This is a genomic window from Carboxydocella sporoproducens DSM 16521 (assembly GCF_900167165.1).
Classification (GTDB): Bacteria; Bacillota.
The window spans coordinates 47,715-62,457 of record NZ_FUXM01000005.1; the positions used below are offsets into that span (position 1 = coordinate 47,715).

14 protein-coding genes and 1 riboswitch are annotated in these 14,743 nt (G+C 50.9%); all 14 genes read right to left on the reverse strand.

The window, feature by feature from the left end; translation table 11 throughout:
• Positions 1 to 74 precede the first annotated feature (74 nt).
• The 14 genes from B5D20_RS03390 to rsmB all read right to left on the reverse strand — a co-directional run bounded on the left by B5D20_RS03390 (position 75) and on the right by rsmB (position 14,728).
• The gene (locus B5D20_RS03390) at positions 75 to 1,247 is read right to left on the reverse strand and encodes a D-alanyl-D-alanine carboxypeptidase family protein (protein ID WP_278307751.1); all 1,173 of its coding nucleotides are present in this window, start codon (positions 1,245 to 1,247) and stop codon (positions 75 to 77) included.
• A gap of 73 nt (positions 1,248 to 1,320) precedes the next feature.
• Complete coding sequence (locus B5D20_RS03395) at positions 1,321 to 2,820, reverse strand: hypothetical protein (RefSeq protein ID WP_078664814.1); 1,500 nt, start codon at positions 2,818 to 2,820, stop codon at positions 1,321 to 1,323.
• 145 nt (positions 2,821 to 2,965) lie between these two features.
• Positions 2,966 to 3,439 carry a 6,7-dimethyl-8-ribityllumazine synthase gene (ribH, locus tag B5D20_RS03400; protein ID WP_078664815.1) on the reverse strand — a complete coding sequence of 158 codons (474 nt, stop codon included), beginning with the start codon at positions 3,437 to 3,439 and terminating at the stop codon, positions 2,966 to 2,968.
• Between the two features lie 24 nt (positions 3,440 to 3,463).
• Positions 3,464 to 4,666 carry a bifunctional 3,4-dihydroxy-2-butanone-4-phosphate synthase/GTP cyclohydrolase II gene (locus tag B5D20_RS03405; RefSeq protein ID WP_078664873.1) on the reverse strand — a complete coding sequence of 401 codons (1,203 nt, stop codon included), beginning with the start codon at positions 4,664 to 4,666 and terminating at the stop codon, positions 3,464 to 3,466.
• 21 nt (positions 4,667 to 4,687) lie between these two features.
• Positions 4,688 to 5,344: a riboflavin synthase gene (locus tag B5D20_RS03410; RefSeq protein WP_078664816.1), complete on the reverse strand. Its 657-nt coding sequence runs from the start codon at positions 5,342 to 5,344 to the stop codon at positions 4,688 to 4,690.
• Between the two features lie 2 nt (positions 5,345 to 5,346).
• Positions 5,347 to 6,456, reverse strand: a complete 1,110-nt coding sequence (ribD, locus tag B5D20_RS03415) for a bifunctional diaminohydroxyphosphoribosylaminopyrimidine deaminase/5-amino-6-(5-phosphoribosylamino)uracil reductase RibD (protein WP_078664817.1) — start codon at positions 6,454 to 6,456, stop codon at positions 5,347 to 5,349.
• Positions 6,457 to 6,561: 105 nt separating this feature from the next.
• Positions 6,562 to 6,706, reverse strand: a riboswitch (FMN riboswitch).
• A 61-nt stretch (positions 6,707 to 6,767) separates the two neighbouring features.
• Entirely contained in the window at positions 6,768 to 7,793 is a 1,026-nt protein-coding gene (locus tag B5D20_RS03420) for a histone deacetylase family protein (RefSeq protein ID WP_078664818.1), read from the reverse strand.
• 1 nt (position 7,794) lies between these two features.
• A complete protein-coding gene (gene rpe, locus B5D20_RS03425) occupies positions 7,795 to 8,448 on the reverse strand; it encodes a ribulose-phosphate 3-epimerase (RefSeq protein ID WP_078664819.1) in 654 nt (217 codons plus the stop codon).
• A gap of 2 nt (positions 8,449 to 8,450) precedes the next feature.
• A complete protein-coding gene (gene rsgA, locus B5D20_RS03430; protein ID WP_078664820.1) occupies positions 8,451 to 9,317 on the reverse strand; it encodes a ribosome small subunit-dependent GTPase A in 867 nt (288 codons plus the stop codon).
• 10 nt (positions 9,318 to 9,327) lie between these two features.
• The gene (pknB, locus tag B5D20_RS03435; RefSeq protein ID WP_078664821.1) at positions 9,328 to 11,202 is read right to left on the reverse strand and encodes a Stk1 family PASTA domain-containing Ser/Thr kinase; all 1,875 of its coding nucleotides are present in this window, start codon (positions 11,200 to 11,202) and stop codon (positions 9,328 to 9,330) included.
• A gap of 5 nt (positions 11,203 to 11,207) precedes the next feature.
• Positions 11,208 to 11,957, reverse strand: coding sequence for a Stp1/IreP family PP2C-type Ser/Thr phosphatase (locus B5D20_RS03440; RefSeq protein ID WP_159071850.1), 750 nt, complete (start codon positions 11,955 to 11,957; stop codon positions 11,208 to 11,210).
• Positions 11,958 to 11,973: 16 nt separating this feature from the next.
• Entirely contained in the window at positions 11,974 to 12,369 is a 396-nt protein-coding gene (locus B5D20_RS03445) for an FHA domain-containing protein (protein WP_078664823.1), read from the reverse strand.
• The gene (gene rlmN, locus B5D20_RS03450) at positions 12,366 to 13,409 is read right to left on the reverse strand and encodes a dual-specificity RNA methyltransferase RlmN (protein WP_078664824.1); all 1,044 of its coding nucleotides are present in this window, start codon (positions 13,407 to 13,409) and stop codon (positions 12,366 to 12,368) included. The genes B5D20_RS03445 and rlmN overlap by 4 nt, the downstream gene beginning before the upstream one ends.
• Positions 13,410 to 13,414: 5 nt before the next feature.
• Positions 13,415 to 14,728: a 16S rRNA (cytosine(967)-C(5))-methyltransferase RsmB gene (rsmB, locus tag B5D20_RS03455; protein WP_159071849.1), complete on the reverse strand. Its 1,314-nt coding sequence runs from the start codon at positions 14,726 to 14,728 to the stop codon at positions 13,415 to 13,417.
• Between the last annotated feature and the right edge of the window lie 15 nt (positions 14,729 to 14,743).

Here is a 14,743-nt window from a genome sequence, read left to right on the forward strand (position 1 = left end):
TTTTTACTCTTAAAAATATTATAAGGGTTTTGCTGATTGACCACAACAAAACCCTTTTAAACCCAGTATTTATCTTATTTAATTCCTGTGGCTTTTTGCCAGATGGCACCAAAATGCTGATTTAAGGTAGCTGCCTCTACTTCCCTCGCAGCCACCAAATCCACAATTTTTACTGGTTGACCTTCAAACATTATGATTAGTTTACCAATTTTCTGCCCCTTCTTAATCGGAGCCTGAACTCGAGCAGGAATTTCTACCTTATAGGTTACTTTTTTCTCCTGGCCTTTTTCCACCACCATTACTACCGGTTCCTGGCTTACAGCTTTTACCTGTTTGACCTGGCCTTTACTTACCGGGATAACACCCTGAACCTGCCCAGCCTGACTGATATTAACGGCCTTATATCGGGCAAACCCATAATTATACAGCTTGATAGATTCCCGGAAATGGCTGCGAGGCTCGGGGGTTGCCATCACCACTGCAATCAGGCGCAAGCCATCCCGCTGGGCCGAAGAAGCCAGGCAGTATTTGGCTTCAGTGGTCCAGCCCGTTTTGCCTGTATCAGCACCATTATACCACCAGAGCAGCTTATTGGTATTATATAACTTAAATTCACCACCCCGGAGGTCATATTCCTTAATAGAGGTCAATTCCCGGAAGAGGGGATGTTTCATCCCTTCCCGGAGGATCATAGCCAGGTCATAAGCAGAAGCGACATGACCTTCAGCAGGCAAACCATAAGCATTGACAAACTTACTGTCCTTCAGACCCAGATCCTTAAGCTTCTGGTTCATCATTTCCACAAAAGCCTCATGGGAACCGGCAACATGCTCCGCCACTGCTACACAGGCATCATTGGCAGAACCAACAGCTATCGAAATCAGCAGGTCTTTTAGTGTCATTTCTTCCCCGGGTTCAAGATAGATCTGGGATCCACCCATGCCGGCAGCATTTTCGCTTGCCTTAATCCGGTCTTCCAGTTTTACTTTGCCCTGTTCCACAGCCTCTACAGCCACCAGCAAAGTCATGATTTTAGTTACACTGGCCGGCGGCAAGGCCTGATGCATATTTTTTTCATAGAGAATCTGTCCACTATTAGCTTCCATCAAAACGGCTGATTGTGCTGTAGTCTCCAGTTGAACCACCGGCTGTGCAGGCTGCTGACCAGTTTTTATCTTTGCAGCACCGGCTGCAGCCGGAAAAAGCAGTGTAAATGCTGTTATCCAGATAATCATTTTCTTCCACATAAAAAGAACCCCCTTTGCCACATGCTTGTACAACATTATTATGTGGCAGAAAGGGGGAAATATACCTTAGATTTTAACGAATTCTGGCATTAGGTACATCATGACCAGTTAGTTCTTTATAGGATTTTTGCAGAAGCTGTACTGCATAAACAGGGTTGTGAATCCCATAAGATCCTTCATCCTCAATAAAGAAGATATTGAAAAGAGCATTATAGATTTCTTTTGCTGCAGGGTTAGTCCAGTAAGGTTTGGTTGTATCCACTACCCATTTGTTATTTTCAAACTTATGTGTTAAAGAGTCAGTATGCTTCATATCAGTGTAGATAATGATTTGACCACCGGTACTGACAGCATGGGCTTCAGGATAACCCAGTTTCTCATTAATAGCTTCTTCCAGCACAGCGATCAAACCTTTGATTTCATCCTGAATCCCTTCGATTTTCCTGTCCCCGTCATAATCGCCCAGAGCCTGACGGTTAATAGTATTCAGGCCCGGATGACAGGCAGTACAGGCATTAAGATTTGATTTAATCAATTTACCGCTGGCATCTCTGGCTGCAACCTTAAATGTGTGACCACCCAGACCAGGTACATTGCTTTTTGCCATATGGCAGGTGACACAGGCATTAGGTATAGCAGCATGCGGGGAAGATTGATATTTTTCACCTGTTACTTCTGCTCCACCAAAACCTAGCAGCAATTCACTCTGGGCAGCGGCGTGAGGTCCACGGATGGCTACCCCAGGTGCATTCAAGTCCCTGGGGAAAGATGGAGCCTTGCGATAATCATGGCAGACAAAACAGGCGGCCGCTTTACCGGCATTAACCATCATAAATGGTTTATCAGCACCGGGTTGTCCTGGAACTGCCACAGTTTGCAATCCCACCATACCAGTAATCCGCAGCCCCTTGTTGTCATGGCAGGCATCACAAGCTGCTACCGCTTTGGCATTGGGATAAGGACCATAAGGTTTCAAGGTGATGCTGGCATTACCATATACCGCTTCAAAAGTAGCTGGATTGCTTTTTACATCAGTAATATAGGCTTTAAATCCTTCAGTAGTGTGGCACTTGGCACAGTTATAAGTCCCACCCCGGTTATTGGGCCAAATTGATTTATCGGGCCCTTCCTCTACCAGCTGGCTGTGCTTGCTGCTTGCCCAGGCCTGATAGTTGAAAGCTACCGGATCAAAAGCTGGTTTGGGCGGCGGTGTCGGTTTGATTGGTTGCGGTTTAGCTGGTTGTGGTTTAGCTGCAGTTTGTTTTACTGGTTGTTTTTTGCTTGATTTTTTGGTTGATTTTTTAGTTGTAGAGGTTGTTTTAGTTACTGTTGTCCTGGTTGTTGTAGTCTTTGTACTTTGCAAGAAAGAGAAACTTCTTCCAGCGCTCAGGAATTTCTTACCTGTCTCGTTCAATTGTGGTATATTTGTTGTATGACAGGTAGTACAGCTTTTTGGCAAACTGCTGGGTACTTTGCTCAGATAGGCAGTACTGGCCCAACCTGTACCGCTGCCTACTGCAAACGCAACTAACAGAGCAAATCCCATTATGCCTGCCTTTCTGTTTTTGAACATTTCGCTCCCTCCTCTACTGTTTTGAATTTTTGTCAACCTTTCGACAAAATTACACCTCTTTACTTCACCTCCTCTAATTTACTTTATACGACATTTTTTTCACAATTCCTGCTTAAAAAAAACAGACCGGTAAAACCGGCCTGGTTCATTCCTGCATTTGCTTCAACAAATTGGCCATTTCAATAGCAGTAACCGCAGCCTCATACCCCTTGTTTCCAGCTTTGGTGCCTGCCCGTTCAATGGCCTGTTCAATGGTATCAGTGGTCAGGACACCGAAAATCACAGGTTTGCCGGTATCCAGTCCCACTTTGGCCACCCCTTTGGCCACTTCAGCCGCTACATAATCAAAATGGGGAGTAGAACCGCGAATAACCGCCCCCAGACAGATGACTGCATCATATTGGCCACAGGCCGCCAGTTTTTGGGCTACCAGGGGAATCTCAAATGCTCCCGGCACCCAGGCTACTGTTACTTCTTCTTCTTTACCGCCATGGCGTTTAATGGCATCTAAAGCCCCGCCCAGCAGTTTGTTGGTGATGAACTCATTAAAGCGGCCTACTACAATGGCAAATTTAAGGTCCTGGGCCAGCAATTTACCTTCCAATAACTGATATGCCATGTTCTTGCTCCTTTCAAAAATTATTTAGAAGGACAACATGTGCCCTAATTTGGACTTTTTAGTGCTAAGGTAGCGCTCATTATAGTCACAGGGCTCGATCTCAATGGGCACCCTTTCTACAATCTCCAGACCATAACCCTCCAGGCCTTTGATTTTCCGGGGGTTATTGGTCATCAGGCGGATTTGCTTTAAACCCAGATCAGCCAGAATCTGAGCCCCTATACCATAATCCCGCAAATCAGCCGGAAAACCCAGGGCCTCATTGGCCTCAACGGTATCTGCCCCCTGTTCCTGTAATTTATAGGCCAGGATTTTGTTTTTCAAGCCAATGCCCCGCCCTTCCTGGCGCATATAGAGCAGCACGCCGCGGCCTTCCCGCTCAATCATGCGCATAGCTGCTGCCAGCTGGTCGCCGCAATCGCAACGGGCAGAGCCAAATACATCTCCTGTCAGGCATTCGGAATGAACCCTTACCAGCACCGGGCCAGGTGCGGTCAGGTCTCCTTTATGAATAGCCAGATGGGTCTGGCCATCAATCAAACTTTCATAGGCAGTGGCCTGGAATTCCCCAAAGCGGTTGGGCAATCTGATGGTCTCCACTCGCTGAATCAGCTTTTCCGTTTTACGACGATACTGAATCAGGTCAGCGATGGTGATTATTTTCAAACCATGTTCCCGGGCAAATTCCAGCAGCTCCGGCACCCGGGCCATAGTCCCGTCTTCTTTCATAATCTCACATATTACCCCTGCGGGATAAAGACCGGCCAGTCGGGCCAGGTCCACAGCAGCCTCGGTATGGCCCGCCCGCCGCAACACGCCACCTTCCCGATAGCGCAAGGGGAAAATATGACCGGGTCGCCGCAAATCCGCCGGTTTAGTGGCTGGATCCAGCAGGGCCTGAATAGTGCGAGCCCGTTCATGGGCGGAAATCCCGGTAGTAGTATCCTTAAAATCCACCGAAACGGTAAAGGCCGTGCCATGGGGGTCAGTGTTATGGGTAACCATAGGGGGCAAATCCAGTTCATCCAGCCGCTTGCCTTCCATCGGAACACAAATCAATCCCTTGCCATAAGTAGCCATGAAGTTAATGGCTTCCGGGGTGGCCTTTTCCGCCGCCATCAGCAGATCTCCTTCATTTTCCCGGTCTTCATCATCCACTACTATTATCATTTTTCCTGCCCGAATGTCAGCAATAGCTTCTTCAATACTGTGAAACTGTTTTTCCATTTTCCTCATCCCTTTCCCCTTCTATTCCAGGAAACCGTGCTGCGCCAAAAATTCCATACTTAACTGAGACTGCCGTTTTTCAGATGTCGGTGGAAATTTTAACAGGCGTTCAATATATTTACCAATGATGTCCCCTTCCAAATTGACCCGGTCGCCTACCTTTTTGAAGCCTAGAGTGGTGCGTTTAACTGTTTCCGGAATCAGGGATACTTGAAAACCATTATCTATCAAACTGACAACAGTCAGACTAATGCCATCTACTGCAATGGAGCCTTTTTCAATAGTATAGCGCAAAACCCCTGCAGGTGCGCTGATAGTGGTTAAGAGAGCGATATCCACCCGCTCCTGAGCGATAATGGTGCCTACACCATCCACATGGCCACTGACCAGATGGCCACCCAGGCGGGTATTTAAAGTCAGGGCCCGCTCCAGGTTAACCCGGCTGCCTGGTCCCAGTTCCCCCAGATTAGTGCGGTCCAGAGTTTCAGCCATCACATCAGCCATAAACCAGTCAGGTCCCAGTTCCGTTACAGTCAGGCAAGTCCCATTGACTGCAATGGAATCTCCCAGTCGGGTCCCTTCCAGAACCGTACGGGCTGCAATTTTTATCCTGGCCGAGCGGGCTCCTCTGTTAAGAGCCCTTACCTCTCCCAGCTCCTCTACAATCCCTGTAAACAATCTTATTTCACCTCCCGGGCGGGATAGCCAATGTAAAGGAAATCCGGCCCGATTTGTCGCCATTCTCCATGCTGCATGGTAATGGCTGCTGCCATGCGCTCAATCCCCGCACCTTGCAAAGGAGTTGGAGCCATTAACCCACCTGCCAGTTTAGGAGCAATAAAGGCATAGACCTTTTGAATCAGCCCTGCCGCCAGCATGGACCAGGCCAATTCACCGCCACTTTCCAGGAGCAAATTTACCAGCCCCCGCCGGGCCAGCTCCTGCAGCAAAGCGGTTAAATCAACCCGCCCGGCCTGTTCGGGCAGCACCAGGACCTCTACCCCGTCAGCCTGCATTTGCTGCCTCCAGGTAACAGAACTCTGTTCTGTGGTTGCAATCAGGGTAGGAGCAGCTGAGATTTGCGCCAGCCGGACGACCTGGGCCCCCGGAGGTGTGCGTCCGTGGCTGTCCACCACAATTCTAACTGCATCCCTGCCGCCCTCCGGTAAGCGGGTAGTAAGGGCAGGATCATCGGCCAGCACCGTCCCGCTGCCTACCAGAATACCATCTACCTCATTCCTGAGCTGATGTACCAGCAAACGGGACTGTTCACTGCTAATCCAGCGACTGTCCCCGGTGCGGGTAGCGGTTTTACCATCCAGAGTCATCGCATACTTCCAGATCACGAAAGGCATTTTCCGGCTAATATAGTATAACCAGCCCTCATTAAGCTTCCGGGCCTCTTTCTCCAGCAGACCTACTTCCACCTGAATACCCGCTTCCCTTAACCGGGCCAATCCCCGCCCGGCTACCAGGGGATTGGGGTCAGTCATGGCCGCAACTACTCTCCTCACTCCTGCAGCAATCAGGGCATCAGCACAGGGAGGAGTACGGCCATAATGGGAGCAGGGTTCCAGGGTTACATAGACATCGGCCCCAGCCGCCCGTTCCCCTGCTTCCCGCAGGGCATGCACTTCTGCATGGGGTGTGCCGGCCTTCTGATGATAACCCTCTCCGATGATTTCCCCATCCTTGACAATCACACAGCCCACCAGCGGGTTAGGACTGGTACGACCTCTGGCTCTCCCTGCCAGTTCTAAAGCCAATCGCATATATTCTTCATCGCGCATCCTCATCACCACTTCGGCCCACAAATAAAAAACCCCGGAGCGCTCCCGGGGCAAAAGGGCAAACTAAATAGTCAGCCAGTGCAGTAACTACTGGCTGTTTTGCTCGCCCTCCTTCTCCCATCCAGACTGTCACTGTCGGCTCCGGACTTGCCTTCTGGCGCACCGGATCTGCCGACTGAGCCGGCTCGCGGGCTCGCAGCTTATGCTGCCTACCGCCGGTAAGGAATTTCACCTATCCCCGAAGGAGTTTACAATGATTATACCCTCTACAACAAAAGATTGTCAAGGGAATGGAGGAAATCCCTGGCTTTTTAAAGTCGCCAGTATTTTTTCTGGATCTGCCAGGCATCATCGATGCGCAAACGCTGGGTAGGCCGCACGGGAGCATAAGGAGGAGCCGCCGGGTCGGTGACAGCCACCGGTAACTCCCCCCAGACGGCCACTGTAGCAGCCACAGCGTGGCCAACTGTAGCCGGATCATAACCTCCCTCCAGCGCAGCCACCAGAGGCCAGGGCTTGATCATTTTCGCCAGCTGTCCAAATCCTTCACTGGTCAAGGCCAGACTGGAAAGGGGGTCAGCAAAATGGGCATCATATCCTGCCGCCACCAGCAGAAGCTGGGGCTGGAATTGCTCTAACACCGGCAAAATAATTTTATGCATGGCATAGTAGTAGCCCGTATCCCCTGTATCTTTCGGCAGAGGAATATTGATGTTAAAGCCTTTCCCCCGTTCGTCGCCTGTTTCTGTTGCCCAGCCAGTATAGGGATATAAGCCATCCTGGTGCAAAGAAATGTATAGCACTTCCGAATCAGAGTAAAAAAACGACTGTAAACCATTGCCATGATGAGCATCCCAGTCTAAAATGGCAATACGGTTTAGCCAATACTCCTGCCGGGCATAGTTGGCCCCTATGGCCAGGTTGTTAAGGACACAAAAGCCCCCTCCCCGCAAAGCGGCAGCATGGTGTCCCGGCGGCCGCACCAGAGCCAGCGCACGGTGATAGACACCCTTCATGACTGCATCGATCCCGTCCAGCACCGCACCCACTGCCCGCAGAGCAACATCATAAGTATCCCGGTCAACAACAGTATCTTCTGCCCAGACGCCTCCGCCAGCGGCACAGAATGCCTGCAATGCTTCCAGGTATTCATGGGGATGAGCCAGCAACACCTCACTCCGACTGGCCTGACGGGGCCGCCTGCGGGGTACTTTTTCCCACAATCCGTACTCCTTCAGCTCCCCGACAATAGCCTGCAAGCGGCTACCATGTTCCAGGGAATCGGTCTCGTGTTTCAGAAAAATCTCATCATAAAGCAAGAGTAGGGGTTCTGTCATTTTACCCGCACCTTTCCCGCAAACTGCGGATTGCTGTCGAGATGTCGGCAGCACCGAAAATATAGGACCCGGCCACCAGGATATCAGCTCCGGCTTTGACCACCAAGGGCGCAGTTTCCTGGTTAATGCCCCCGTCAACCTGAATGGTAAAATTCAGCTTTCTTTCGCGCCGCCAGGTATTAAGCCGTTCAATCTTTTCCACCATTTCCGGAATAAAACGCTGTCCGCCAAATCCCGGATTCACAGTCATCAGCAAGACCATGTCCAGATAAGGTAAAACATATTCAATCACTGTCAGAGGTGTAGCCGGATTCAAAGCGACAGCTGCCTTGATACCATGATTACGAATGGTTTGCAGGGTCCGATGTAAATGGGTACAGGCTTCCGCATGTACGGAAATAATATCGGCACCGGCCTTCACAAATTCTCCAATAAACTGGTCCGGGTTGGTGATCATCAGGTGAACATCGAAAGTCATCCGGCTTTTATCCCGCAAGGCCTGTACCACCAGCGGACCAATGGTAATGTTAGGGACAAAATGTCCATCCATGACATCGATATGCAGCATTTCCGCACCAGCAGCTTCTACCTGTGCCACGTGGGCCCAGAGGTTGGCAAAATTCGCTGACAATATGGATGGGGCGATCTGAACCAAGACTAGTACCTCCTCTCCTGTTCCAGCACTTCTTCCAGCAATTCCAGGTAATTATGGTAGCGCGTCTGGTCGATCAGCCCCTGCTCTACTGCCAGTCGCACTCCACAATCAGGTTCAGCCCGGTGCATGCAGCCGGGGAAACGGCATTGCATATAGGGCAAAAAATCGGGATAAAAATGGGCCAGTTCTTTACTATTAACATTATGAAGACTCAAAGAGCTAAAACCAGGCGTATCAGCCAGCCAGCCCTCCCCTACGGTCAGCAACTCCACATGCCTGGTAGTATGCCGCCCCCGTCCGATTTTATCACTAACTTCCCCGGTTTTCAGGGAAAGGCCTGGGGCCAGAGCATTGATCAGGCTGGATTTGCCCGCTCCAGATGGCCCGCAGATTACTGACACCCGGGTAGCCAGATGCTGTTTTAATTCCGGTAACCCCTGCCCGGTTACAGCACTGGTAATCAATGTCGTAAACCCGGCCGCCCGGTAGAGAGCAGTCAGCCGTTGTGCGCCCTCCGGATCCAAGTCCCCTTTATTAATTACCAGTAGGGGATGAATTCCTTCCGCACTGACCTGTACTAATAAGCGGTCGATCAATAAGCGGTTAGGGTCAGGGTTGGCGGCGGCAAAAACTAGCAAAGCCTGATCTACATTAGCGATAGGGGGCCTGATGAGAGCGTTACGGCGGGGCAAAATTTCCTCAATTACCCCCTGTTCCCGGTTTAAAGAGGTTATCTTTACCTCATCCCCTACCAGAGCCGTTTGTTGCAGTTTGCGGAATTTGCCCCGCAGACGGCATTCGTAGACAGTATCTCCAACGCGGACATAGTAATAGCCGCCTATCCCTTTCAGCACTATTCCTGTCTCCATAACCGTCCTCCTATGGGGTTAGTTCCTGTTCTTCTGATTTTTGTCCATCAATGAAAATCAAAGCTTTAGCTTTACCGTAGTATCTGATCGGCACCACCAGAGTGGAACCCCCGGTGCCACTGCCAATAAACTCCTGTCTGCCTTCCGGGCTCTTGTTATCCACTACTTTGATGGAGACCTGGTGGGGCTCACCTGCCCCGGGGATGTTTACCGAAATAGAAATTTGCTGAGGCTGAGGTCCAGGACCGGCGCTTACTTTCAGTTTGACACTGCTACCCTTTTCCGTTTCTGTCCCCGGCTGAGGCTCCTGACTGATAACTGTCCCAGGGAAAAAGTCCGTACTGGCTTCCTGAGTAATATTTTCCTCCGGTACTTTCAGGCCCATGGCTTCCAGGGCTGCCCTGGCAGCAGTAAGGCTTAACCCGGTAACATTGGGCATTTTCAGCAACACCGGTTTTTTACCCTTGCTGACCACCAGATTTACTGCAGTCTGGCGGGGGACTTGTTCACCAGCAGCCGGGTTCTGGGAAATAACTGTATCCTTTTCATATTCATCACTGTACTGGTAATCAATCGTCCCCAGAGCTAACCCTGCCTTTTCCAGGGCCAGACGAGCATCTTCCTTATCCTGGCCTGAAAGATCAGGCACATTCACCTTTTCCACTCCTACACTGACAATTACACCAATAGCCTGCCCTTCCCGCACTTCAGTCCCGGGCTTTTCCCGTTGACTGATTATCCGGTTCTCCGCAATGGTGTCACTATATTCCCGCCCCAGCACTTCCAGTTGCAAATGAGCTGGCTTTAAGCGCTGTTCTGCCTCTTCTACTGTCAAATTGGTCAAATCCGGCACTTCCACCGTTTTGGGTAAAAGCAGAAAATAGCCAGCTCCCCCGAGAATTAACAGGGTAACCAGAATAGCCAGCCAGGCCCAGAGTTTACGTTTATTTTTCTTTTCCCTGGCAGCCTGCTGCTTACCCAGAGCCTGTTTCAGTTCATCCCGGGGCAAAACCATGGTTGGATTTTCATCCAGCATCAGTTTTTTCGTCTGTTCACTAATTTGGCCTATGAGGACTGTCCTCAGGTCCTCCAGCATCTCCTCCGCACTGGCATAGCGGCGCGCCCGGTCTTTGGCCATTGCCCGCCGAACCACCATCTCCAGCTCCGGGCTAACGGCAGGATTCAGCTTGGATAGAGAGGGAGGCTGATCCCCCATATGTTTCATGGCTACTGCAATTGGCGATTCTCCCTCATATGGCAGCCGCCCGGCCAGCATTTCAAACAGCACGACCCCCACCGAGTAAAGGTCAGACTGAAAAGAGGCCGGTTCTCCTCGAGCCTGTTCAGGGGAAATATAATGGACTGAGCCTACAATCGTCCCGGTTTGGGTCACAGTAACATCGGTTGTGGAGCGGGCGATGCCGAAATCAGTGACTTTTACCCTTCCATCTTTGGCAATGAGGATATTACCTGACTTGATATCCCGATGCACAATCCCACTGGCATGGGCATGGACCAAAGCCGCACAGATCTGCCGGGCTATATCTACCGCTTCCACCGGTGCCAGCGGGCCCTTTTCCCGGATATATCTTTTCAAGGTGATGCCATCAATATATTCCATTACGATATAGTGGATAATTCCGTCCTGACCTACATCAAAGACATTGACAATATTGGGGTGAGACAAACGGGCCACCGCCTGGGCTTCCCGCCGAAAGCGTTCTACAAAATCAGCATCATCAGAATACTGCGGGCGCAGGATTTTAATGGTAACATCCCGCTGCAAATAGCGACAATGAGCCCGATATACTACTGCCATGCCGCCGCCACCTAACAGCTCCTCTACATGATAACGGCCTGCTATTACTCTGCCTATCAGTTCCATGGTCCTCACCTCGGTTTTACCAGCACCAGCGTGATGTTATCCTTGCCACCCCGCTCAAGTGCCTCCTCTATCAGCCTGTTTGCCAGGGTAGGTAAGTCACTGTTATCTTCCTGCCATGTTTGCAGCAATTCCAGCATTTCCTCATCTCTAACCTGACCGCTTAAACCATCGGTGCAAAAAAGATACAGGTCATCAGGTTCTATGGTTAGTTCCGTTAAATCCACCACTACGGCCGGATCCATCCCCAGAGCTCTAGTCAGGATATTACGCTGGGGATGTTTAAAAGCTTCCTCCAAACTGATTCCGCCATTCTGGTAAAGCTGATAGACCAGGGAATGGTCATGGGTTAATAACTTCAGTTCTCCTCGCCGCCAGCGGTATGCCCGGCTGTCACCCACATGAGCAATAACTAACAGGTTACTGTCCCCGGAGAAATAACCACAGGTCACGGTAGTACCCATGCCCAGGTTTTGATTTTCCAGCCGCCCGCGGTGATAAATTTCCTGGTTGGCTTTCTCCACTGCCTGGCGTAAAAGTCCCAGTATCCCAGGGCCTATTAATTGTTCCCGATTCCGGGCCAACTCCTGGATTATTATCTCCCCGGCCATCTGGCTGGCAATCTCCCCTGCAGCATGACCGCCCATCCCATCAGCTACCCCGAATAAATTGAGATCAGGAGCCAAAATAAAAGCATCCTGATTGTTTTTTCTGACCAGACCAACATGGGTACCTACCGCAAACTGCAATTTTCCCACCTCACACATACTCTCCCTAGAGATAAAACTCTGCTTCCCAGGGTCCTATCTTAATCCTGTCCCCCGGGGAAAGCAGTACTTCTGTTACCGGTCGCCCGTTAACCAGAGTACCATTGGCACTGTCCAGGTCCTGCAGAACCCAGCCTCTGTCAGTCGGCAGAATCCTGGCATGGAGTCTCGATACCGTTGGATGATTAATAGTAATGGTGCAGTCCTCTCTTCGGCCTATGTACACCGTTTGCCGGGGCAGGGCAAGGCGCATGCCAGTATCCTCCCCGGATAATATTACTAACGCCGCAGCTGCGGCTGAACTTATTTCCTGACACTGGGCCGGTAAAGCAAACACAATGGTGCCATCCTGACCACTCATCAACTCTTTTTTACGCCGCCATAGCCTTCTCCACCAGCTCATCCTTTCCCGCTCCTCTCAGCCATTACCCTGCGGCGCAATTGACCGCAGGCGGCATCAATTTCCTGGCCCAGTTCCCGCCGGACGGAAACCTCCAGCCCGTATGTTTCGACTATTCTACGAAAACGGGCAATTTCCTGCTGTTCAGGCCGCTCCCAGTCATATTCAGGAACTGGATTGATGGGTATTAAATTCACATGAGCCAGGCGACCCCGCAATAAACTGCCCAGTTGCCGCGCCAGTTCTTCACTATCATTTACTCCTTTGATCAGGGCATACTCATAGGTAATCCGGCGCCCGGTCTGCTCAGTGTAAAAATCACAGGCAGCCAGCAACTTTTGCAAGGGATATTTGCGGTTGATCGGCAAAAGGTAACTGCGCAGCTGATCATTGGGCGCATGAAGGGATATGGCCAGGGTAATGGCCAGTCCTTCCCGGGCCAGGTCATAGATGCGAGGTACCAGACCACTGGTAGAAACTGTCAGGTGACGCTGACCAATATTTAGACCCTGGCGGTCACTGACCAGACGCAAAAACTTTACTACCTCATCATAGTTATCCAGAGGTTCGCCAGTCCCCATCACCACTACCCGGCCTACTCTGGATCCGCTCAGTTTTTGCATAGCCAGCACTTGATCATAAATCTCCCAGGCCTCCAGATTGCGCACCAGACCGCCAAGAGTGGAAGCGCAAAGGCGACAGCCCATACGACAACCCACCTGACTGGAAACGCAGACACTGGTGCCGTAATTATACACCATCAACACCGTTTCCACCGCCTGCCCATCGGGTAGGGCAAAGAGGGCCTTAATGGTCCCATCCCTGGCCTGCTGGCTGGTAACCAGCTGCAGACTCTCGATTTTTGCCTTTTCCCGCAGCTGTTGCCTCATTTCTTTACTCAAATTGGTCATAGCCTCAAAATCCGTAACCCCTTTTTGCCAGATCCACTGGTAAATTTGCTGGGCCCGGAAGGCGGGCTGCCCCAGTTCAGCGGTTAGCCAGCAGGTAAGCTCAGGCAAAGAAAGGGTTTTTAGATTGATCATCGTTCCTATTTATCCTCCTTCCGCCAGCGGGCCAGGAAAAAGCCATCACTATTTTCCCGGTGAGGCAAGAGCTGTATTTCTCCGGCAGGCGCTCCCTCCCAGGGCAAAAGTTGAAACTCGGGAAAATTTTCCCCAAACCAGCGAGCAACCTCCTGATTTTCCTGGCGGTTGATGGTACAGGTACTATAAACCAGGATTCCTCCTGGTGCTACACAGGCCGCAGCGGCCTGTAGGATCCGTTTTTGAAGCTCCGGGAGACTCTTTAAATCTGCCGCAGCTTTTTGCCAGCGTATTTCTGGCCTGCGCCTGATTACCCCCAGTCCGGAACAAGGGGCATCTACCAGCACCCGGTCAAACCGGTTATGCCAGGCAGATGGCAAAGCGGTAGCGTCCTGCAATACCGTGTGGATGGATTTTATCCCCAGACGCAAACAATTGTCCTCAATCAGCTTCAACTTATGGGGATGAATATCACAGGCTACGATTTCCCCCTGGTCAGACATCAGCTGGGCTAGATGGGTGGTTTTGCCTCCCGGTGCAGCACAGGTATCCAGTACCTTCATACCCGGAAGGGGTGCTACCACATGGGCCACCTGCATGGATGCCTGGTCCTGTACCAGCCACCAGCCCTCCGCAAAACCCGGTATACGGGTGAGCAAGTCAAAGTCCGTCAGTTCTACCCCTTCTGGTGGCCAGGACAGTTCTTTTACTCCAGTACCCGCCGCCTGCAGGCGTTCCACCAGTTCTGCCCGGGTCAGGCGCAGGGTATTGGTCCGTAAAGTCAAGGGGGGGATGTTATTTCCGGCAGCCAGCAGTTTTTCTGTGTCTTCTTCCCCCAGTTCCTTTAGCCACAATTGTACCAGCCAGCGAGGATAGCTGTAAAAAACACTGAGGTAGCCCACTAGATCCTGATTCCGATCTGGCCAGCTCCAGTTACCTTGGTTGCGCAACAGATTGCGCAATACCCCATTAACCAGGCCGGCAAGCCCGGTAAATTTGTTCTTTTTGGCAAGTTCCACACTGGTATGTACTGCTGCCGGGCCTGGTATCCTTTCACTTTTTACAATCTGGTAAGCACCTACCAGCAGGATAGCCTGCAATCTGTGGGGCATCTTTTCCAGGGGCTTACTTAAAAACTGATTTAATAGCCAGGCCAATGCTAAATAGTATTTTACAGTACCATAAACCAGTTCAGTTACCAGCTTGCGTTCCCTGCTATCCAGGGCACTGGCGGCTTTATTCAGAGTCAGGTTGGAATAGGCCTGTTGCCATAATACCTGTTCCACTATTTCTACTGCTATTTGACGTGGTTCTTTCAAAGTTATTCCACCAAC

Excerpts from the sequence above, each read along its gene's own strand:
- B5D20_RS03405 (WP_078664873.1), bottom strand. The coding sequence starts at position 4,666 with ATGGAAAAACAGTTTCACAGTATTGAAGAAGCTATTGCTGACATTCGG.
- ribD (WP_078664817.1), bottom strand. The coding sequence starts at position 6,456 with ATGCGCGATGAAGAATATATGCGATTGGCTTTAGAACTGGCAGGGAGA.
- B5D20_RS03395 (WP_078664814.1), bottom strand. The coding sequence starts at position 2,820 with ATGTTCAAAAACAGAAAGGCAGGCATAATGGGATTTGCTCTGTTAGTT.
- ribH (WP_078664815.1), bottom strand. The coding sequence starts at position 3,439 with ATGGCATATCAGTTATTGGAAGGTAAATTGCTGGCCCAGGACCTTAAA.
- B5D20_RS03390 (WP_278307751.1), bottom strand. The coding sequence starts at position 1,247 with ATGTGGAAGAAAATGATTATCTGGATAACAGCATTTACACTGCTTTTT.
- rlmN (WP_078664824.1), bottom strand. The coding sequence starts at position 13,409 with ATGATCAATCTAAAAACCCTTTCTTTGCCTGAGCTTACCTGCTGGCTA.
- pknB (WP_078664821.1), bottom strand. The coding sequence starts at position 11,202 with ATGGAACTGATAGGCAGAGTAATAGCAGGCCGTTATCATGTAGAGGAG.
- B5D20_RS03420 (WP_078664818.1), bottom strand. The coding sequence starts at position 7,793 with ATGACAGAACCCCTACTCTTGCTTTATGATGAGATTTTTCTGAAACAC.
- rsgA (WP_078664820.1), bottom strand. The coding sequence starts at position 9,317 with ATGGAGACAGGAATAGTGCTGAAAGGGATAGGCGGCTATTACTATGTC.
- B5D20_RS03445 (WP_078664823.1), bottom strand. The coding sequence starts at position 12,369 with ATGAGCTGGTGGAGAAGGCTATGGCGGCGTAAAAAAGAGTTGATGAGT.